The 20,589-nt window shown below is 68.6% G+C and carries 19 protein-coding genes; 1 reads left to right on the forward strand and 18 read right to left on the reverse strand.

The window, feature by feature from the left end:
* Window positions 1-2: 2 nt before the first annotated feature.
* Window positions 3-1,412, reverse strand: coding sequence for a WS/DGAT/MGAT family O-acyltransferase (locus BST38_RS09830; RefSeq protein ID WP_083143098.1), 1,410 nt, complete (start codon window positions 1,410-1,412; stop codon window positions 3-5).
* A gap of 167 nt (window positions 1,413-1,579) precedes the next feature.
* Here BST38_RS09830 and BST38_RS09835 point away from each other — a divergent pair, with 167 nt between their 5' ends.
* Window positions 1,580-2,107 carry an Rv3235 family protein gene (locus BST38_RS09835; protein WP_083143099.1) on the forward strand — a complete coding sequence of 176 codons (528 nt, stop codon included), beginning with the start codon at window positions 1,580-1,582 and terminating at the stop codon, window positions 2,105-2,107.
* Window position 2,108: 1 nt separating this feature from the next.
* Here BST38_RS09835 and secA read toward each other — a convergent pair whose 3' ends face one another.
* The 17 genes from secA to manA form a co-directional block, all read right to left on the reverse strand.
* On the reverse strand, window positions 2,109-4,904 hold the full coding sequence (gene secA / locus BST38_RS09840) for a preprotein translocase subunit SecA (protein ID WP_083143100.1): 2,796 nt from the start codon (window positions 4,902-4,904) through the stop codon (window positions 2,109-2,111).
* A 170-nt stretch (window positions 4,905-5,074) separates the two neighbouring features.
* Entirely contained in the window at window positions 5,075-5,764 is a 690-nt protein-coding gene (gene hpf, locus BST38_RS09845; protein ID WP_083143101.1) for a ribosome hibernation-promoting factor, HPF/YfiA family, read from the reverse strand.
* Between the two features lie 289 nt (window positions 5,765-6,053).
* On the reverse strand, window positions 6,054-6,674 hold the full coding sequence (locus BST38_RS09850) for a ComF family protein (protein WP_083143102.1): 621 nt from the start codon (window positions 6,672-6,674) through the stop codon (window positions 6,054-6,056).
* Window positions 6,675-6,794: 120 nt separating this feature from the next.
* Window positions 6,795-7,202, reverse strand: coding sequence for a QcrA and Rieske domain-containing protein (locus BST38_RS09855; RefSeq protein ID WP_083143103.1), 408 nt, complete (start codon window positions 7,200-7,202; stop codon window positions 6,795-6,797).
* A 57-nt stretch (window positions 7,203-7,259) separates the two neighbouring features.
* Entirely contained in the window at window positions 7,260-9,020 is a 1,761-nt protein-coding gene (lpqB, locus tag BST38_RS09860; protein ID WP_083143104.1) for an MtrAB system accessory lipoprotein LpqB, read from the reverse strand.
* Window positions 9,017-10,663 carry an MtrAB system histidine kinase MtrB gene (mtrB, locus tag BST38_RS09865; RefSeq protein WP_083143105.1) on the reverse strand — a complete coding sequence of 549 codons (1,647 nt, stop codon included), beginning with the start codon at window positions 10,661-10,663 and terminating at the stop codon, window positions 9,017-9,019. Before mtrB ends, lpqB begins: the two co-directional genes overlap by 4 nt.
* A gap of 39 nt (window positions 10,664-10,702) precedes the next feature.
* Complete coding sequence (gene mtrA, locus BST38_RS09870) at window positions 10,703-11,389, reverse strand: two-component system response regulator MtrA (RefSeq protein WP_024448556.1); 687 nt, start codon at window positions 11,387-11,389, stop codon at window positions 10,703-10,705.
* A 76-nt stretch (window positions 11,390-11,465) separates the two neighbouring features.
* The gene (locus tag BST38_RS09875; RefSeq protein ID WP_083143106.1) at window positions 11,466-12,119 is read right to left on the reverse strand and encodes a hypothetical protein; all 654 of its coding nucleotides are present in this window, start codon (window positions 12,117-12,119) and stop codon (window positions 11,466-11,468) included.
* 86 nt (window positions 12,120-12,205) lie between these two features.
* Window positions 12,206-12,838, reverse strand: coding sequence for a dTMP kinase (locus BST38_RS09880; protein ID WP_083143107.1), 633 nt, complete (start codon window positions 12,836-12,838; stop codon window positions 12,206-12,208).
* A gap of 117 nt (window positions 12,839-12,955) precedes the next feature.
* Window positions 12,956-13,417, reverse strand: a complete 462-nt coding sequence (locus BST38_RS09885; RefSeq protein ID WP_237160724.1) for a hypothetical protein — start codon at window positions 13,415-13,417, stop codon at window positions 12,956-12,958.
* Between the two features lie 37 nt (window positions 13,418-13,454).
* The gene (gene ahcY, locus BST38_RS09890) at window positions 13,455-14,915 is read right to left on the reverse strand and encodes an adenosylhomocysteinase (RefSeq protein ID WP_083143109.1); all 1,461 of its coding nucleotides are present in this window, start codon (window positions 14,913-14,915) and stop codon (window positions 13,455-13,457) included.
* Between the two features lie 227 nt (window positions 14,916-15,142).
* Window positions 15,143-15,811 carry a TetR family transcriptional regulator AlkX gene (gene alkX, locus BST38_RS09895; RefSeq protein ID WP_083143202.1) on the reverse strand — a complete coding sequence of 223 codons (669 nt, stop codon included), beginning with the start codon at window positions 15,809-15,811 and terminating at the stop codon, window positions 15,143-15,145.
* Window positions 15,812-15,906: 95 nt separating this feature from the next.
* Window positions 15,907-16,119 carry a rubredoxin gene (locus tag BST38_RS09900; protein WP_083143110.1) on the reverse strand — a complete coding sequence of 71 codons (213 nt, stop codon included), beginning with the start codon at window positions 16,117-16,119 and terminating at the stop codon, window positions 15,907-15,909.
* A 3-nt stretch (window positions 16,120-16,122) separates the two neighbouring features.
* Entirely contained in the window at window positions 16,123-16,287 is a 165-nt protein-coding gene (locus BST38_RS09905) for a rubredoxin (protein WP_083143111.1), read from the reverse strand.
* Window positions 16,284-17,489 (reverse strand): alkane 1-monooxygenase, encoded by a 1,206-nt coding sequence (locus BST38_RS09910; RefSeq protein ID WP_083143203.1) that lies wholly within the window; start codon window positions 17,487-17,489, stop codon window positions 16,284-16,286. Before BST38_RS09910 ends, BST38_RS09905 begins: the two co-directional genes overlap by 4 nt.
* Window positions 17,490-17,726: 237 nt before the next feature.
* Entirely contained in the window at window positions 17,727-19,208 is a 1,482-nt protein-coding gene (locus BST38_RS09915) for an APC family permease (protein WP_083143112.1), read from the reverse strand.
* A 153-nt stretch (window positions 19,209-19,361) separates the two neighbouring features.
* Window positions 19,362-20,588 (reverse strand): mannose-6-phosphate isomerase, class I, encoded by a 1,227-nt coding sequence (manA, locus tag BST38_RS09920; protein ID WP_083143113.1) that lies wholly within the window; start codon window positions 20,586-20,588, stop codon window positions 19,362-19,364.
* Between the last annotated feature and the right edge of the window lies 1 nt (window position 20,589).

Raw genomic sequence — 20,589 nt, forward strand, 5'->3', positions numbered from 1 at the left:
GGTCACCGGGCGGCTTCGACGAGCTCGTCGAGGGCCTCCCGCAGCAGGCTGGGCAGCATTTCGACGTCGCTCATCGCGTCCCGGTCGGCGTTGATTCCGAAGTACAACATGCCGTTGTAGGACGTGACGCCGATCGCCAGCGTCTGGTTGTGCAGCAACGGCGGCACCGCGTAGGTCTCCAGCAGTTTGGTGCCCGCGATGTACATCTGGTTCTGCGCCCCCGGCACATTGGTGATCAGCAGGTTGAACTGCCGGGCCGAGAAACTGGTCGCCACCCGGATCCCCATGGCGTGCAGGGTGGGTGGCGCGAACCCCGACAGCGTGACGATGGTGCGGGCGTCGACGAGGCTGGGTGCGGTGGGGTGCGATTCGGTGGCGTGCGAGATCTGCGTGAGCCTGACCACCGGGTTGGCTTCTCCGACAGGAAGATCCACCAAAAACGGGGTCACTTCGCTGATGGCCTGTCCCGGGCTGGACGAGTCGATCTCGGCATCGGAGTACACCGACATCGGCGCCATCGCGCGCACCGTCGTCGTCGCGGTCACCGGTTCGCCGCGCGAGAGCAGCCAGTTGCGCAGCGCGCCGGCCACCATGGCCAGCACGACGTCGTTGACGTCGCAGTCGTAGCGGGCGCGCACGATGCGGAACTCGTCGAGGCTGCCCGAGGCCACCGAGAAGCGGCGGTTGCGCGACACCGTGGTGTTCAGCGGGCTGCTCGGCGCGGTACCGCGGGCGACGGTGCGGGCCAGATCGGCGACGCGGCGGCCGAGGTCGGCGATCTGGGTGGTGCTCGACACCGTGTCGGCCACGGCGGTGCGCACCGCGGCGGCCTGGGCGGTGGGCCGCATGATCCACTCCCCGATCGCTCCGATCAGCAGCTGACGGTCGCTGGGTTCGCGACCGGGGATCCAGATGTCCTCCCCGAATTCGGGCGGCTTCTGGGTGCGGTCGGCGATCACGTGCCCGATCTCCAGCGCGGTCATCCCGTTGACGAGGGCCTGATGCGATTTGGTGTAGATCGCGACGCGGTTCTTGGCCAGCCCCTCGACGAGGTACATCTCCCACAGCGGCCGGGACTTGTCCAGCGGGCGGGAGCCGAGCCGGGCGACCAGGTCGTGCAGCTGGGCGTCGCTGCCCGGGGACGGCAGCGCGGAGCGCCGGACGTGGTAGGTGATGTCGAAGTCACGGTCGTCGACCCACACCGGGCGGGCCAGGCCGAACGACACCTCCCGCACCTTCTGGCGGTAGCGCGGGATCTGCGGCAACCGTTGTTCGACGGTGGCCAGCAGGGTTTCGTAGCTCAGCCCGTTGCGCGGCTTGCGCAGGATCTGCAGCGAGCCCACATACATGGGCGTCGACGAGTTCTCCAACCGGTAGAAGGAGGCGTCCGACGCCGACAACCTGGTCACCATCCGCGGCGCCGCCTCCTTCGATCGTCGGTGAAAACGTCAGACGCTGTCACGTTATCCGGAGATTCTGTATTTCCGCCCAACGGGTGCGTCAGGGGCGCCGAACGCCGTGGGATCATGGTGGGGCTGCGACTCTCCAGCAGCGGCCCGTCGAACGCTGGAGAACACGCATGCCGTCATCACCCCACCCCCCGGTCCACCCCGCAGATGCGTCGTCCGCGCCGTCTCCTCAGGGTTGGGTGACCGCCCCGGTCATCGACTGCGAACCGGTCCCCCAACCGATCTCGGCCAGCCCGTGCCCGACACCGTCGGCCACCGCGCTGCACCGACGCACGCCGCGCCCGAGGAGAACGCCGCGGGTGCGGGAGGCGCCACCGCCGCGCGCAGCGGTGGCGTTCGCCGACGCCGCGCTGCGCAGTGTGATCGAGGTGATCGACCGGCGCCGCCCGATCGCTCAGCTGCGGCCGCTGATGACGCCGTTCCTGATCGACTGCGTCATCGCCTGCGCGTCGGCGCCGCGCACCGGGAGCGCGACGCTGCGCCGGGTCCGGGTGCGCCCCGTCGACACCGGCGGCGCCGAGGTCGACGCCGCGGAGGTGTTCGCGACGTTCGCCCGCGGCGGACGCGTCCACGCCGTCGCCGGCCGGATCGAACGTCACCGCGAGAGCTGGCGGCTGGTCGCGCTGCAGATCGGCTGAGTCAGCCGCGCTTGGCGTGCTTGCCGGACTTCTGAGCCTGCCGGGCCGCTTCGCGGCGCTCCTTGCGCGTCCCTCCGGTCGACGGGGCGTTTCCGGAGCGCTTGACCTCCACCGAACCGTCCTCCGACGGGCCCGAGTAGGTCAGCGGCCGCTGCTGGTCGTCGATGCCCTTCGCGCGCACCGCCGGGGCGGGGCGTTCCTGGGTGGCGACGGCGCCCTGTTGCGCGGCCGCGGCCGCGAACTCGGCCAGGCCGGTCGGGGCCGCCTGCGCGGCGACCGTCGGCGCCTGCACCGGCTCGACCTGCACGTTGAACAGGAACCCGACGGACTCCTCCTTCATGCCGTCGAGCATTGCGATGAACATGTCGTAGCCCTCGCGCGCGTACTCGACCTCGGGGCGCTGCTGGGCCAGCCCGCGCAGCCCGATGCCCTCACGCAGGTAGTCCATCTCGTAGAGGTGCTCGCGCCACTTACGGTCGAGCACGTTGAGCAGCACGTTGCGCTCCAGCTGGCGCATTGCGCCCTCGCCGGCGATCTCCTCGATCTCGCGCTCCCGCTCGGCGTAGGCCCGCTTGGCGTCGTCGACCAGTGCGTCGAGCAGTTCCTTGCGGTCCAGCTCACCCGGCTCCCCGACGGCGTCGGAGTCGATGAGATCGTTGTGGTCGATGCCGACCGGGTAGAGCTGGCGCAGGCCCTCCCACAGCTTCTCCAGGTCCCAGTCCTCGGAGTAGCCCTCGGCGGTGGCGCCGTCGACGTAGGCGGTGACCACGTCGACGAGCATCTGCTCGGCCTGGTCGCGCAGGTTCTCGCCTTCGAGGATGCGGCGGCGCTCGGCGTAGATGACCTTGCGCTGCTGGTTCATCACCTCGTCGTACTTGAGGACTTCTTTTCGGATGTCGAAGTTCTGCTGCTCGACCTGCGTCTGGGCGCTCTTGATCGCCCGGGACACCATCTTGGCCTCGATCGGCACGTCGTCGGGCAGGTTCAGCCGCGTCAGCAACGTCTCCAGGGTCGCACCGTTGAACCGGCGCATCAGCTCGTCGGCCAGCGACAGGTAGAACCGGGACTCGCCGGGATCGCCCTGGCGGCCGGAGCGGCCACGCAGCTGGTTGTCGATCCGGCGCGACTCGTGCCGCTCGGTGCCGAGCACGTACAGACCGCCGACGGCGATGACATCCTTGGCCTCATCGGCCACCTGCGCCTTGATGTTGGGCAGCTCCTCGTGCCAGGCCTGGTCGTACTCCTCCGGCGTCTCCACCGGATCGAGGCCACGCTGACGCAGCTTGCGGTCCAGCAGGAAGTCGACGTTGCCGCCGAGCACGATGTCGGTACCGCGGCCCGCCATGTTGGTGGCCACGGTGACCGCGCCGAGCCGGCCGGCCTCAGCGATGATGCCGGCCTCCTGCTCGTGGTACTTGGCGTTCAGCACGTTGTGCGGGATGCGGCGCTTCTCGAACTGCCGGGACAGGAATTCGGAACGCTCCACGCTGGTGGTGCCGATCAGCACCGGCTGGCCCTTCTCGTACCGCTCGGCGACATCGTCGACGACGGCGATGAACTTGGCCTCTTCGGTCTTGTAGATCAGGTCGGACTGGTCGACGCGGACCATCGGCCGGTTCGTCGGGATCGGGACCACGCCGAGCTTGTAGATCTCGTGCAGCTCGGCGGCCTCGGTCTCGGCCGTACCGGTCATTCCGGCGAGCTTGTTGTACATGCGGAAGTAGTTCTGCAGCGTGATCTGGGCGACCGTCTGGTTCTCGGCCTTGATCTCGACGTGCTCTTTGGCCTCGATCGCCTGGTGCAGACCTTCGTTGTAGCGGCGGCCCACCAGCATGCGGCCGGTGAACTCGTCGACGATGTACACCTCGCCGTTGCGGACGATGTAGTGCTTGTCGCGCTCGAAGAGCTCCTTGGCCTTGATCGCGTTGTTCAGGTAGCTGATCAGCGGCGAGTTCGCGGCTTCGTACAGGTTCTCGATGCCGAGCTGGTCCTCGACGAATTCGACGCCGATCTCGTTGATGCCGACGACGCGCTTCTTGATGTCGACCTCGTAGTGGACGTCCTTCTCCATCATCGGGGCCAGCCGGGCGAACTCGGTGTACCAGTTCGACCCGCCGTCGGCCGGGCCGGAGATGATCAGCGGGGTACGGGCCTCGTCGATCAGGATGGAGTCGACCTCGTCGACGATGGCGAAGTTGTGGCCGCGCTGCACACAGTCCTCGAGGCGAAGCGCCATGTTGTCACGCAGGTAGTCGAAGCCGAGTTCCCAGTTGGTGCCGTAGGTGATGTCGGCGTTGTAGGCCGCGCGGCGCTGGTCGGGGGTCAGGGTGCCGAGGATGACGTCGACGTCGAGGCCGAGGAAGCGGTGCACGCGGCCCATCTGCTCGGCGTCGCGCTTGGCGAGGTATTCGTTGACCGTGACGATGTGGACGCCCTTGCCCTCCAGCGCGTTGAGGTAGGCGGGCAGCACCGACGTCAGGGTCTTGCCCTCACCGGTCTTCATCTCCGCGACGTTGCCGAAGTGCAGCGCCGCGCCGCCCATGACCTGTACGTCGAAGTGTTTCTGGTCGAGCACCCGCCAGGCCGCTTCGCGGGCCACGGCGAACGCCTCGGGCATCAGGTCGTCGAGGTCTTCCTTGCCGGATTCGAGGCGGCGGCGGAACTCGTCGGTCTTGGCCCGCAGTTCGGCGTCGGAGAGCTTCTCCATGTCGTCGGACAGGGTGTTGACATAGTCAGCCACCCCCTTGAGGCGCTTGACCATGCGGCCTTCACCGATACGGAGCAACTTCGACAGCACGCTGTAACCCTTTTTCCTCGTCGGATCGTGTCGGATGCGGGATCGCGACAGACGGAGACCATCGTAGGCGACGGAACGAATTCCCTGGTTAGGCGACGGTACCGGGGCGCGTCAAATACAGAAATCCCCCGGAGTGCGCGTCTCCGGGGGACTTCTGCCTGTTCAGGCCGTCAGGCGAGTTTGATCAATCCGTAGTCGAACGCATGGCGCCGGTACACCACGCAGGGTCGATCGCTCTCCTTGTCGTGAAACAGGAAGAAATCGTGGCCGACGAGTTCCATCTCGTAGAGCGCGTCGTCGACGGTCATCGGGGTCGCGGGATGCTCCTTGACGCGCACGATCCGTCCCGGCTCGTGGTCGTCGACGGCCGCCTCGTGGGCGTCCGCCGACGTGTCGGCGGCCACCGCGGCGAACGCGTCCTCGAGATGCTGGGGCGTGGTGGCCTCGTGGAGGGCCATCGGCGTCTTGTCGCCGTAGTGGATCTTGCGTCGGTCCTTGGCCTTGCGCAGGCGTGCTTCGAGTTTGCTCACCGCGGCTTCGAAGGCGGCGTAGAAGCTGTCGGCGCAGGCTTCGCCGCGCACGACGGGTCCGCGGCCGCGCGCGGTGATCTCGACGTGCTGGCAGTTCTTGCGCTGGCGCCGGTTCTTCTCGTGATCGAGTTCGACGTCGAACAGTTGGATCGAACGGTCGAACCGTTCGATGCGGGAGAGCTTCTCGGCGACGTAGGTGCGGAAGTGGTCTGGCACTTCGACATTGCGTCCCTTGACCACCACCTCGGCGTTCGGCATGCCCGATGGTGCATCCGCACTGTCGTCGTCCATCAGCATCGCGCTGTCGGTTTTCACGGAATGACTTGTCATACTTGGCAACTCGATTCTCTCGCATACGCACGCTCACCGCGTGCCGGCCGGGAAGAAATCGCGCCGACGGGGCATACCTGGTCGCGCCGCTCGCCGGTGCAAGGTGTCTACAGATCACCTCCCATCGCTGCCGCGACACCGGCGCTCTTATCTGCGAGCGCCGTCCGTGACCGTTCACGGTTGGTTGGTGCCGACGGTAGTCGCTGTTCACCTTCCGTGCCACTAATTGGGCAGACCTGTTTTCACATCTTCATCGGCAGATGATCTGCCGGTAATGACCGTCCTGCGGTCACGCGTTCGCCAAAGTCAGGACCGCGAGGACAGCGGCGCCGCCGGTTTGCAGGACACGGACCGACTCGGTGGCGGTGGCCCCCGTGGTCACGACGTCGTCGACCATGATCACCGGGCCGGCGACCGGCGCAGTCAGGCGCACCCGGCCGGCCACGTTGCGTTGCCGTGCCGCGCTGGACAGCCCGACGGAGTCCCTGGTGAACGCTCTCATGCGCAGCACCGGGGCGACGGTCTCGTCGCGCGCGGCCAGCGCCGCGATACGGGCCACCGGGTCGCCGCCGCGGCGCCGGGCCGACGAGCGGCGGGTGGGCGCCGGCACCAAGGTGACGGGCGCGTCGACGACGCCCCAGCCGAGCAGGTGGTCGAGGCCGGTGCGCAGCGCCGCGGCCAGCGGAGTGCGCAGGTCGGCGCGGCCGTGCTCCTTGAGCGCGACGATCGCGTTGCGCCGCGCCCCGGCGTAGCGGCCCAGCGACAGCACCGGCACGCCGGGGTCGAGCCGCGGTGAGACGACGTGCGGCTCGTCGGGTCTGACCGCGAGCTCGCGGTCGCAGGCCGCACACCACGCGGTGCCCGCGGTGTCGCAGCCCCCGCAGTGCAGCGGCAGCATCAGGTCGAGCATTACGCCAGTGTCCGGCGCGGGTCCGACACTGGTGGCCGGGGCTTCGCGAAATATCATTCCGGGCTGTGGCGTGGCCTCGAACCACAGCCCGGAATGATATTTCGCGGCCAGTCGGCGGCGCTAGGCCGTGACGATCGAATCCCCTTGCACCCGCACCGCGACCGGCTTCAGCGGCTTCGACGCCGGGCCGTCGAGCACCGCGCCGTCGAGGCCGAACCGGCTGCCGTGGCACGGGCAGTCGATGGACCCGTCGGCGATCTTGTTCACCAGGCATCCGGTGTGGGTGCACACCGCCGAGAACGCCTTGAAGTCACCGGCCACCGGCTGGGTCAGCACGACGTCGCCGACTATCACACCGGACCCGACCGGCACGTCGGCCGTCGGCGCCAGCGCCTCACCTGACGGCGGCGCCTGCGACGGGGAGGACTCCGACCCGCTCGAGCACGCCGCGACCGCGGCGGCGGCCAGGCCGATTCCCGCGCCGGCGATCACCGTCTTGCGGGGAACCCGCAGGTCCTCGATGCCCATGGACTCACCTTCCGTCGAGCTGGACCGCCGGAGGGCTGTTCCGGCGGCAGGCCTGTGTCAGCCCGGCAACACGGGTAGCGCGCCCGCGGTCATCAGCGGGCGCACCTCGACCCATCCCGGGTCTTCGGCGGCCGAACCGGACAGCTGCAGCACGCCGCGGCCGTCGGACACGTAGACCGCCGACGGGTTGGCCGCCACCGACCGCACCGGCATCAGCAGGTTGCGGCTCGGGCCGTCGGAGTTCACCCCGTCGAGGTTGACGTAGGACACCGGGTGCTGGGGGTCGGTGCGGGTTACGACGATGTCGTCGCCGGTGCGCCACGACAACGACACCACGGTCTCGCCGAGCCCGTAGCCCAGCCGGCGCGGGTAGGTCAGCGCGTACCCTCCCCCGGGCGTCTGCTGGACCCCGGCGAGGATGACCTTCCCGTCGACGACCATCGCCGCGCGGGTGCCGTCGCGGGACAGCTGCAGCTCGGTGATGCCACCGGCGAAGCGGGTCTGCACCGCGGTCGCGTCGACGGGGATGCGCGCCGGCTGCCCGGACGCGTCCTGGATGACGCGGACCACGGTGTTGCCGTCGACGACGACCCAGATCGCGTCGTCGAGCGACCAGCTCGGCCGGGTCAGGCTGCGGCCGTCCATCACCTGCGCGGCGTTGCCGCCCACCGGCCCGACCCACAGCGACGACGCCATATCGGGGGCGCCGGGCCGCAGCATCACGATCGAGGCGACCTCCTGGCCCGAGCGGGACAGTGCGGCGGCGACCTGGCCGGGGATCTGCCCGAACGAGCCGGGCACGCGCGGCGCGCGGTCACCGTCGAGGCGCACCAGGGAGCCGCCGACCAGCGCGTGCAGCCCGGCGGCCGCGCCGTCGGCCGCGCCGGGGTCGGTGGCCGCGACGTCGCCGGTGTCCCAGCCTTCGGCGAACCGGTCGTCGAGTGCGGCACCGTCGGCGTTGATCACGTACGGGCCGTTGATCCCGGACCGCGACAGCGTCCAGATGATCTGTGCGGCAAGCAACTGCCTGCTGTGCGGGTCGGTGGTCGACAGGTTCTCCAGGTCGATCCGCGCGCCGCCGTAGCCGCGCCCCACACCGGTCTTGCCGCCGTCGGCGCGGGTCACCGGGCCGCGCAGCCGCAGCGGCGGGCCGAGCAGGTTACGCACCGTCTTGTCCATCTCCGGCCGCGGCCCCGCGATCAGCTTGCTCACCAATTCGGTTGCCAGCTGGTCGGGTTCGGACACCGCGACGTAGCGCGGGTCCGGTACCACGGTCTTGCCGGTGGGGTCGGCGAAGTACAGCGTGTGCCGCTTGTAGGTGGCCTGGAACTGCTGCCAGTCCAGGAAGACGCCGTTGGGCAGCTTGTCGATCCGCCACCCGTCGCGGGTCTTGGCGAGTTCGATCGGGCCGGGGTCGGGCAGCGCGCCCGCACCGGTCTCGAAAACACCCATGTCCGAAAGAGATCCGAGGATGTCGGCGCGCATCGCGACGGTGACACGCTCGGGGGTGCGGGTCTCGACGAACACCACGTTGTCGATCAGCAGCGCGCTGCCCGCGTCATCCCATGCCGCCGAGGCGGATTCGGTGAGGAACTGCCGCGCGGCCAGGTGCCGGTTGGCCGGATCAGCGGTGGCCTTGAGGAATTCGCGCAACAGCACATCGGGGTCCATGCCGGGGGTCGGCTTGGGCAGGCTGGGCGGGGCGGGCCGGTCGACGGTGCCGATCGCCTGCGGCGACGACGAACTCGGCACCCCGGCGCAGCCGGTCACGATCAGCAGCAGCGCCGCCACCAGCGCCACGAGGCGCGTACGTGTCACACGCCTTCTCCTGCCGGTTCCCGGACCCGCCGGTTCGGTGCGCCCGCGGGGCGCTCGATCGGTTTGACCGGAAGCGGACTGCTGGTGACCTTGTGGCCGCGCACCAGCGGGAGGGTGAGCCGGAAACAGGCGCCCTTGCCGGGTTCGCCCCAGGCTTCGAGCCGGCCCTGGTGCAGGCGGGCGTCCTCGATGCTGATCGCCAGGCCCAGGCCGGTGCCGCCGGACCGGCGCACCCGGGACGGATCGGCGCGCCAGAACCGGCTGAACACCAGCTTCTCCTCGCCGGGACGCAGGCCGACGCCGTAGTCGCGCACGGTGACCGCGACGGTGTCGGCGTCGGCGGCCATCCGGATGCGCACCGGCTTGTGCTCGGCGTGGTCGATCGCGTTGGCGATCAGGTTGCGCAGGATGCGTTCCACGCGGCGGGGATCCACTTCGGCGATGACGTCCTCGGCCGGCATGTCGACGATCATCTCGACGCTGGCGCCCTCGGCCAGGTGCCCGACGTTGTCGAGGGCGCGCTGCACGATGGACCGCAGGTCGACGGCCTCGACCGCGAGTTCGGCGACACCGGCGTCGTGGCGGGAGATCTCCAGGAGGTCGTTGAGCAGGGATTCGAACCGGTCGAGTTCGCTGACCATCAGCTCGGTGGAGCGGCGCAGCGCCGGGTCCAGGTCCTCGGCGTGGTCGTGGATCAGGTCGGCGGCCATCCGCACCGTGGTCAGCGGGGTGCGCAGCTCGTGGCTGACGTCGGAGGTGAACCGGCGCTGCAGGTTTCCGAACTCTTCGAGCTGGGTGATCTGGCGGTGCAGGCTCTCGGCCATGTCGTTGAACGACACCGCCAGGCGCGCCATGTCGTCCTCGCCGCGCACCGGCATGCGCTCGGTCAGATGTCCTTCGGCGAACCGTTCGGCGATCCGTGACGCCGACCGCACCGGCAGCACGATCTGGCGCGCCACCAGCAGCGCGATCGCGGCCAGCAGGCCGAGCAGCACGACGCCGCCGGTGGCCATGGTTCCGCGCACCAGCGCGATGGTGGAGTCCTCGTTGTTCAGCGGGAAGATCAGGTAGAGCTCGAGGTTGGTCACCGGTGAGGACGTCGGGCTGCCGACGATCAGCGCGGGCCCGGAGAACCCGTCGGTGTGCACCGTCGCGTACTGGTAGCTGACCTGGCCCGCCTTCACGAAATCGCGCAGTGTGGCCGGGATCTGGTCGACCGGGCCGGCGGCGGTCGCGGCGCGCGGGCCGTCCCCGGGCACGACGAGGACGGCGTCGAAGGTGCCCGCCAGACCCGCGCCGGCGTCGGCCTTGCGGTCGATCAGGGTGTTGCGGGCCAACTGCAGGCTGCTGTCGAGCGAGCGGGTCTCCTCACCGCCGACGATGCCGCTGACGGTGGTGCGGGCGCGCTCGATCTCCTCGGTCGCGGCGCCGACCTTGACCTCGAGGATCCGGTCGGTGATCTGGCTGGTCAGCACGAAGCCGAGCACCAGGATGACGGCCAGCGACAACCCGAGCGTCAAGGTGACGACGCGCAGTTGCAGGGACCGCCGCCACACCAGGCTGAGCGCGCGGCCCAGCGCGGCGAGGCCGCGCAGCAACGGGGCCGACCGGCGGTGGATCCGTCGGCGCGAGCCGAAGATCACGGCTGCCTCACGGCTGCAGCCTTAAGACGAGCCGTCCGATCACGGAGGTCCGGCCTTGTATCCCACTCCTCGAACGGTCAGCACCACCTGCGGGTTCTCCGGGTCCTTCTCGACCTTGGCCCGCAGGCGCTGGACATGCACGTTCACCAAACGGGTGTCCGCGGGGTGGCGGTAACCCCACACCTGTTCGAGCAGCACATCACGAGTAAACACCTGGCGTGGTTTGCGTGCCAGCGCCACCAGCAGGTCGAACTCCAGCGGGGTCAGCGAGATCTGCTCACCCTGGCGCGTGACCTTGTGGGCGGGCACGTCGATGTCGACGTCGGCGATGGACAGCAGCTCGGCCGGCTCGTCCTCGTTGCGCCGCAGCCGGGCGCGCACGCGCGCGACCAGCTCCTTGGGCTTGAACGGCTTCATCACATAGTCGTCGGCGCCGGACTCCAGGCCGAGCACCACGTCCACGGTGTCGGTCTTGGCGGTCAGCATCACGATCGGCACACCGGAGTCGGCCCGCAGCACCCGGCACACGTCGATGCCATTCATGCCCGGCAGCATGAGATCCAGCAGCACCAGGTCGGGTCGCAATTCACGGACGGCGGTCAACGCCTGGGTGCCGTCACCGATGACCGCGGTGTCGAAACCCTCCCCCCGCAGCACGATGGTGAGCATCTCGGCGAGCGAAGGGTCGTCGTCGACTACCAGGATCCTTTGCCTCATGGTGTCCATGGTGTCACCAGAAGGCGATAAACCGCGGCTACCACGCGGGGTGTTTTGCGAGTTGAGCGTGGTTTAAGCGAGATGCTCAGGCGGCGGCTTCGAGCAGATGCCGTTGTTCGGCCAGCGATTGCAGCACCTCGTAGCCGATTTGGCGGATGCTGGCGGTCACCGGGCTCTCGCACAACCGGTGGACGGGCAGGTCGCCCAGCACCGCACGAAGCGTCTTGCTGCGCGACAGCGCGCGCCGCGCCGCCCGGGCCTCGCGGTCGTCACCGGGCGCCAGCGCGAGCACGAGCTGCTTGCGGGAGAACTGCATCCCGTCGGCGTCCTGGATCACCGGGTTGGTCCACCAGTGCTCGAACGGGATGCGTGCGCCGCTGAGGATCTGCTCGCCGTCGCGGGTGCGGATCGGCGCCGGCGGGTACATCGCGAGCTTCGGGACGAACTCGCCGCAGCCTCCGCGCCTGCTGCGGATCCGCATCAGCGTCAGCGCGGCGGCCGCGCTCGTCGTCTTCGGGTTGATGACTCCGGCGGTGTCGACCCAGGTCAGCGTGTCCCGGTGGCCGTAGAGCGCATCGGAGCCGTCGCGGCGGAACAACACCGCGCGCAGGTGTCCGGCCAGCACCGTGGCCTCGCTGTAGCGCCCCCGGTCGTACCGCTGGACGGCCGACTCGACACAGGCCAGCAGCTGGTCCAGCGTGGGCAGAGCAGTGGTGTGGATTTGCGATTCGATGAGCAACGGTCCCCCTGGTTTCGTTACCGAAGCGTTATCCCCCGGGACACGATCTTATCCACTGGCGCGACAAAGCGCCCGGTAACCGGAGGTCAACCCGAAATCAGCCGGGCGGCGAGGTCAGTGGCGTCGACGTCGGGCGGAACCACCGCCCACCGACCACCCCATTGCGCGGCCGCCAGCTCGGCGTAGACGGCTCCGGTGCGGCGTTGCAGCCCGCCGTCGCGTTCGTACGCATCACGCGCCCGGTCGGCCTCCTCGGCTTCGCGGCTGGCCGCCCGCGCTGCGGCGAGTTCGGTCGGAACGTCGAGCAGTACTTGCCACGTCGGCGTCGGCAACCGCAGCCGGCCGAACTCGAGGTCGCGCACCCACTCGACGACCTCACCGTCGGCGCCCTGATGAAGGCGGGCCGCGCTGTAGGCGGCGTTGGACGCGACGTAGCGGTCCAGGATCACCACCGAGTAGGCGGAGGTGAGGTGGGCGATCTCGTCGCGCGCGCCGGCGCGGTCCATCGCGAAGAGCATCGCCATCGCGTACACCGAGTCCGCGAGGTCACCGTGACGGCCGTGCAGGGCCTCGGCGGCGACGTCGGCGGGCACCGACACCCCGTAGCGCGGGAACGCCAGGGTCGCCACGGATCGGCCGCCGGCTTCGAATGCGGCCCGCAGTCCGTTGGTCAGGGTCCGTTTGCCCGCGCCGTCGACGCCTTCGATCACGATGAGCACTGCGCGAGCCTAACGTCCGCGCGAATTCGACGCGGTAGGTCACGCCGCTCGGCGCTTCGCGCGCCCGATCAGTCGTCCGTTGAGCACCAACAGGTTTCGGCGGGGACGCGCGTCAGCTCACGGGGCGCGGCCCGCGACGCTGGACTGCAGCACGACGGTGTCGGCCGCCGGGTCCAGGAACGCCCGGGTGCTGCGGCGCGGGCCGCCGAAGTACATGTTCAGTTCCACCCCGGTCAGGAACGGCCCGGGCGGCAGTTCGGGCTCGAGAACCTTCTGCACGGCGGGTCGGTGCCCGAAGTCCTCGGCGCCGTACCGGTCGACGAGGCCCGCCATCGTCTCCGGGGTGACCTCGACGACGGCGTCGATCCATTGCAGCGACAGTCGCGTCGACTCGCTCCCGCCGCTGTTGTCCCACGCGATCCACGACGCCGACACCGGGGCGCCGAGCGCCGGGAACGTCGCGGCGAGTTCCTCGGTGTCGTGCCGGATCTCCGGCGCGGGCCGGGTCGCGGTGACGCTCGTATCGGTGGCGGCCTCCTCGGAGGCCGGCTGGCCCTGACATGACGTCAGGGCCAGCACGAGTCCGAAAAGTACTGCTGTGAAACGGTGTGCCACGTCAGTAGCGGTAGTGCTCCGGCTTGTACGGGCCTTCGACGTCGACGCCGATGTACTCGGCCTGCTCCTTGGTGAGCCGGGTCAGCGTGCCGCCGAGTGCCTCGACGTGGATCTTGGCGACCTTCTCGTCGAGGTGCTTGGCCAGGCGGTAGACCTCGTTGTCGTACTCGTCGTTCTTGGTCCACAGCTCGATCTGCGCGATGACCTGGTTGGAGAAGCTGTTGCTCATCACGAACGACGGGTGGCCGGTGGCGTTGCCCAGGTTGAGCAGGCGGCCCTCGGACAGCAGGATGATGGACTTGCCGGTGTCCCCGAAGGTCCACTCGTCGACCTGCGGCTTGATGTTGATGCGGGTCGCGCCCGAGCGCTCCAGGGCGGCGATGTCGATCTCGTTGTCGAAGTGGCCGATGTTGCCCAGGATGGAGTGATCCTTCATCGCCTTCATGTGCTCGAGGGTGATGATGTCCTTGTTGCCGGTCGAGGTGATCACGATGTCGGCGTCGCCGATCGCCTGCTCGACGGTGACCACGTCGTAGCCGTCCATCAGCGCCTGCAGCGCGTTGATCGGATCGATCTCGGTGACCTGGACGCGGGCACCCTGGCCGGCCATCGACTCGGCGCAGCCCTTGCCGACGTCGCCGTAGCCACAGATCAGCACCTTCTTGCCGCCGATGAGGGCGTCGGTACCGCGGTTGATGCCGTCGATCAGCGAGTGCCGGGTGCCGTACTTGTTGTCGAACTTGCTCTTGGTGACCGAGTCGTTGACGTTGATCGCCGGGAAGGCGAGCTCACCGGCGGCGGCGAACTGGTACAGGCGCAGCACGCCGGTGGTGGTCTCCTCGGTGACACCCTTGACCGACTCGGCGATCTTGGTCCACTTGGTTTTGTCCTTCTCAAACCCCTCACGGACCAGCGCCAGGAAGACCTTCCATTCGGCCGGGTCGTCGTCCTCGGCGGGCGGCACCACGCCGGCCTTCTCGTACTGCGCTCCGCGCAGCACCAGCATGGTGGCGTCGCCACCGTCGTCGAGGATCATGTTGGCCGGTTCACCGGGCCAGGTGAGCATCTGCTCGGCGGCCCACCAGTATTCCTCCAGGGACTCGCCCTTCCAGGCGAAGACCGGGGTGCCCTTGGGCTCCTCCGGGGTGCCGTTGGGGCCGACGACGACGGCCGCGGCCGCGTGGTCCTGGGTGGAGAAGATGTTGCAGGAGGCCCAGCGGACCTCCGCGCCGAGCGCGGTCAGCGTCTCGATCAGCACAGCGGTCTGCACGGTCATGTGCAGCGAGCCGGAGATGCGCGCGCCCTTGAGCGGCTGGACGTCGTGGTACTCACGACGGAGTTCCATCAGGCCCGGCATCTCGTGTTCGGCCAGGCGGATCTCCTTGCGGCCGAACTCGGCCAGCGAGAGATCGGCGACCTTGTAATCGATGCCGTTGCGGACATCGGCGGTCAGAGCAGTCATGTAGTAGAGCCCCTTAAGGTTCGTCAGTTACCTGTGAGAGCGCACGCGTGTAGACGACAACGCCTGCGCGGACACCCAGGCCTGCGGGCTCGCGGGACAGGCGGTTGAAGCGCTCTGCCGGCCAGGGGCGTCTATGACACCGTAGCGCCTCGGGTCCGCGCGCCGGGCATGGCCGTCCTGTCACCTGGCTTTTCTGCGCCGGGCCAGCCGCCGAATCAGTCCTCGAATCAGTCCTCGACGACGCCGTAGCGTTCGGCGAACGGGGTCATCAGCCGGGCCAGGTCGCGGGCCACGTCGTGTCCGCGGGCGGACGATGTGCCGGAGTTGGCTTCCGGCGGCATCGAGATGTAGCTCATCGCCAGCCGCACGATCGCGCGGGCCAGCACTCCGGCGTCCTCTTCGCTGCACCGCACCCAGCTGCTCATGAACGACTCGGTGAGCCGGATCGAGCAGTGGTTGATGATCGGCGCGCTGTCGGTGGTGATCAGCTGCAGCAGATCCGGTTTGGAGGTGCCGGTCAGCAGCGAGATCACCAGCGGGTCGGCGGCCGATTCGACGAAGAAGTCGCGGAAACCCTGCAGGAACGCGGCGTACACGTCGCCGATGTTTCCGTTGATCGCGGAGTGGATCTGGTCGACGAGCCGGTCGGCCAGGCGCATCGCGTAGCCCTGGGCCAGGCCCTGGCGGGAGCCGAACTCGTTGTAGATGGTCTGGCGGCTGATGCCGGCGGCCTTCGCGACGTCGGACAGCGTGATCTGGGACCAGTCGCGGGCCAGCAGCATCTCGCGCATGCCGTCGAGGATCGAGTCGCGCAGCAGCACCCGCGACGCCTCGGCGTAACTGATGCGCTTGTCGCTGACCCCACCCACAGGCGCGACAATAACGGTTGCGCGCATCGGTCCGGGACTCGCACCGCGAGCGCGCGTGTCTGCACGCTCCTGCTCAGCGTGTCGCGGCGCGTCACGCACGCTCGCCGCCACCGACTGCGCATTCACGGCCGCGACACCTCGACCATGTCGAAGTCCGACTTCGCCGCGCCGCAGTCCGGGCAGCTCCAGTCGTCGGGGATGTCGTCCCAGCGGGTGCCCGGGGCGATGCCGTCCTCGGGCCAGCCCTTGGCCTCGTCGTACTCGAAGCCGCACTGCACGCACACATACAGCTTGTAGTCGGTTGATTGCTCTTCGCGCGAGCGCTCATCGGTCATTGCTCACTCCTGCTTCTCGAAGTCGATCTTCTCGCGCACCGCGCAGTCCGGGCAGCACCAGTCCTCGGGCACCTCGCTCCATAGCGTCCCGGCCGGAAACCCTTCCCGCGGTTCGCCTTTGGCTTCGTCGTAGACGTAATCGCAGCCGGGGCAGCGGTACGCGGTCATGCCTGCCCTCCGTGGCGGGCGAGCACCTTGTCACGGACGCGGGGGTGGATGTTCACCCGGGTGAGGTCGCCGTCGTAGTGGTCCAGGACGCGGTGGTCCATCACCTTGCGCCACACCGGCGGGAGGTACGTCAGCGCGATCATCGACGCGTATCCGCTCGGCAGGTTCGGCGCCCCCTCCATGCTGCGCAGCGTCTGGTAGCGGCGGGTCGGGTTGGCGTGATGGTCGCTGTGCCGCTGCAGGTGGTACAGGAACAGGTTGGTGACGATGTGGTCGGAGTTCCAGCTGTGCACCGGTGCGCAGCGCTCGTAGCGGCCGCTGTCGAGTTTCTGTCGCAGCAACCCGTAATGCTCCAGGTAGTTCACCGTTTCGAGCAGCGTGAAGCCGAAGACCGCCGAGATCAGGATGTACGGGATCAGCGCCCAGCCGAAGACCGCGATCAGCACGCCGTAGAACACCAGCGACATCGCCCATGCGTTGAGCACGTCGTTGGACCAGTGCCACGTGCTCTTGCCGGCGCGCTCCAGTCGTTTGGCCTCCAACTCCCACGCGGACTTGAGGCTGCCGAACACACTGCGCGGCAGGAACTCCCAGAACGTCTCACCGAAGCGGGCCGACGCAGGATCCTCGGGCGTCGCGACGCGCACGTGGTGGCCGCGGTTGTGCTCGATGTAGAAGTGCCCGTAAAGAGTCTGCGCCAGCGTGATTTTCGCCAGCCAGCGCTCCAAAGACTCTTTCTTGTGCCCCATTTCGTGCGCGGTGTTGATCCCCACGCCCCCGAGCAGCCCGACCGACAACGCCAGGCCGATCTTGGCCGGCCACGGCAGCGCGCCGTCGAAGCCGAGCCAGCTCAGGTCCGACGCGGTGAACAGGTACGCGCCGACGATGACGCTGGCGTACTGGAACGGGATGTAGGCGTAGGTGCAGTAGCGGTAGTACTTGTCGTTCTCCAGTCGCTCCATCACCTCGTCGGGCGGGTTCTGTCCGTCGGGGCCGAAGAACCGGTCGAGGATCGGCAGCAGGATGTACAGCAGGATCGGTCCGATCCACAGCGGCACCTGCGCCGCGGCGTGCCAGCCGATTGCGTTCAACGCCCACACCACCGGCAGCACGACGAACAACGCCGTCGGAGCGATGAGCCCCATCAGCCACAGGTAGCGCTTCTTGTCGCGCCACTGCTCGACGTTTCTGGGCTCGGTCATTTCCTGGGTGGTCACCTCAGTGCCTCCTCTGTGAGTGCCATCACCGATCGAAGTTGACTATAGAGCGCATTTTGTCGGGTGTCTAGACATAGAGCTTTATTTTGTAAAGAGGTCGGGCTGCGCGCGGCCGCTGCAAGACAGCACAAACGTCGCGCTCGCGACGGGCGAGCGCGACGTGTGCGTCACGGATTACGGCGGGTCGGCGTACAGAAACGCGCGCTCGCCGGGCGAACCGACCTACTTGACCAGGCGCTTACCGACCAGCGAGTGCCGGCGGCCGTAGAGGAAGTACACGACCACGCCGAGCAGCATCCACAGCCCGAACCGAATCCATGTCAGCCCGGTCAGGTTCAGCATCAGCCACACGCACGCGATGATCGACAGGATCGGCAGCACCGGAACCCAGGGCGTCCGGAAGCCGCGGTCCAGGTCGGGACGGGACCGGCGCAGCACGATCACACCGGCCGACACCAGCACGAACGCGAACAGCGTGCCGATGTTGACCATCTCTTCGAGCTTGTCGATCGGGAACACCGTGGCCGTCACCGCGACGACGGCGCCGACGATCAACGTGATGCGCACGGGCGTGCCGCGCGAGCCGGTCTTGGCCAGCTGCGTGGGCAGCAGCCCGTCCCGCGACATCGCGAACAGCACGCGCGTCTGTCCCAGCACCAGCACGATCACCACTGTGGTCAGGCCGGCCAGCGCGCCGATGGAGATGACCTTGGCGGCCCAGTCCACGCCGTTCAGCGAGAACGCGGTCGCCAGGTTCTGCGTCTCGGCCTCGCGCAGTTCGGTGTAGCTGACCATCCCGGTCAGCACCACCGACACCGCCACGTAGAGCACGGTGACGATCGCGAGCGACGCCAGGATGCCGCGCGGCACGTTGCGCTGCGGGTTCTTGGTCTCCTCGGCGGTGGTGGCGACGATGTCGAAGCCGATGAACGCGAAGAACACGATGGACGCACCGGCGAGCAGGCCGTACCAGCCGTAGCTGCTCCCCTCGGCGCCGGTGATCAGCGAGAACAGCGACTGCTCACTGCCCGTCCCGCCGTGGCCCGGCTCGGGTGCCGGCACGAACGGCGAGAAGTTCGCGACCTTGACGTAGAACGCGCCGACGATCACCACCAGCAGCACCACCGCGACCTTGAGTGCGGTGATGACGAGGCTGACGCCCGCCGACAGCTTGGTCCCCAATGCCAGGATCAGGGTGACGAACGCGATGATGATCAGCGCGCCCCAATCCAGTTGCAGCCCGGCCACTTCCGCGGTGCCGCCGGCAAACCCGAAGACGGTGCCGAGATAGCTTGACCAGCCCTTCGCGACAACCGCTGCGGCGACGGCGAACTCGAGGATCAGATCCCACCCGATGATCCACGCGACGAACTCGCCGAACGTCGCATAGGAGAAGGTGTACGCGCTGCCGGCGACCGGCACCGTCGACGCGAACTCGGCGTAGCACAGCGCGGCCAGCCCGCACGCGATCGCGGCGATGATGAACGACACCGAGATCGCGGGCCCGGTCAGGTTCGCCGCGGTCGACGCGGTGATGGTGAAGATGCCCGCGCCGATCACCACCGACACGCCGAAGACGGTCAGGTCCCACCAGTTCAGGTCTTTGCGGAGTTTGGTGTCCGGCTCATCGGTGTCGGCAATCGACTGTTCCACCGACTTGAGCCGCAGCCTGCCCGCCGGTTGGGGGTCGGGTTCGTATGCCATCAACCGTCCTCTTTTCGTATCGGCTGAGCGGAATGTACCCACTCCCGCGGGACTCAATGGGCCGAAAGGACGCGATCGTGATCGGCGCGAGTCTGGGCTGCTCGTACGCCCCAGGGTGCTCCCCGCCTGACGCCGTCGGCCTGACTCTGCGGGCTACAGCCCGACGGTCACCCGGAACAGTCGTGTCGGTTCCTGCGCGCTGAGCCTGATCGGGCCGTCGTCCGCCGAAACCCACGCCGCCGCACCTCGGGCCAGGTCGACCGCCGACGCCTTGGCGTGCACCGTCACCGCACCCTCGGTGCACAACAGCACCTGCGGCCCGTCGTGGCGGATCGGCGCGTCGATCTCGTGGCCGACGGCGTCGCCGTCGATGTTGACCACCGACACCGCGAACTCGGGTGCCGGTGTGGGGTAGACGATCTCAGCGCCGTCGCGGATCGTCTCCGGGGTCACCAGCACATCCTCGGCCGGGGTGAAGTCCAGCACGCGCAGCAGTTCGGGGACGTCGACGTGCTTGGGGGTCAGTCCGCCGCGAAGCACGTTGTCGGAGTTGGCCATCACCTCGACCCCGACGCCGTGCAGGTAGGCGTGCAGGTTGCCGGCAGGCAGGTACAACGCCTCGCCCGGCGCCAGCGACAGCCTGTTGAGCAGCAGCGAGGCCAGCACTCCCGCGTCTCCGGGATAGCGCTCCCCCAGCTCGAGCACGGTCTTGGCTTCGCGGGCGAATTCCCGCTCGCCGGACCGGACGTAGTCGATCGCGCCGTCGAGCACGGCGGGCACCAGCACGTCGAGATCGGGCTGCGGGCAGGTGATCCACGTCGTGAAGAGCGCACGCAGTCCGTCCTCGTCGCGTTGACCCAGCAGCAGGTTGATGTACGGGTCGAGGTCGGTGACCCCGAGCGCCTGCATCAACTCGACCGAACGGGCGGCGGGACGGAAACCCGCCAGCGCCTCGAATTGGCTGAGCGCGACGATGATTTCGGGTTTGTGGCTGCGGTCGCGGTAGTTGCGATCCGGGGCGTTGACCGGGATGCCCAGCCGGTCCTCGCGGGCGAATCCCTCGATCGCCTGCTCGGTGCTCGGGTGCGCCTGCAGCGACAGCGGCTCGTCGGCGGCGAGAACCTTGACCAGGAACGGCAGCGTGTCGCCGAACCGGGCACGCACCGCGGCGCCGAGTTCCCCTTCGGGGTCCTCGCGCAGCGCGTCGAGCAGCGAACGTTCCCCGTCGTCGGTCTGCAGCCAGGCCGGGTCGCCCGGGTGGGCGCCGAACCACAGCTCGGCCTCGGGATGGGCAGTGGGACTTGGTGCTCCGACGAACTCGGCGATCGCGGTCCGCGAACCCCATGCATAGGTCCGCACCGCACCTCTGAGCAGATGCACT

Source organism: Mycolicibacterium parafortuitum, assembly GCF_002086815.1.
GTDB classification, from domain to species: Bacteria; Actinomycetota; Actinomycetes; order Mycobacteriales; family Mycobacteriaceae; genus Mycobacterium; species Mycobacterium parafortuitum.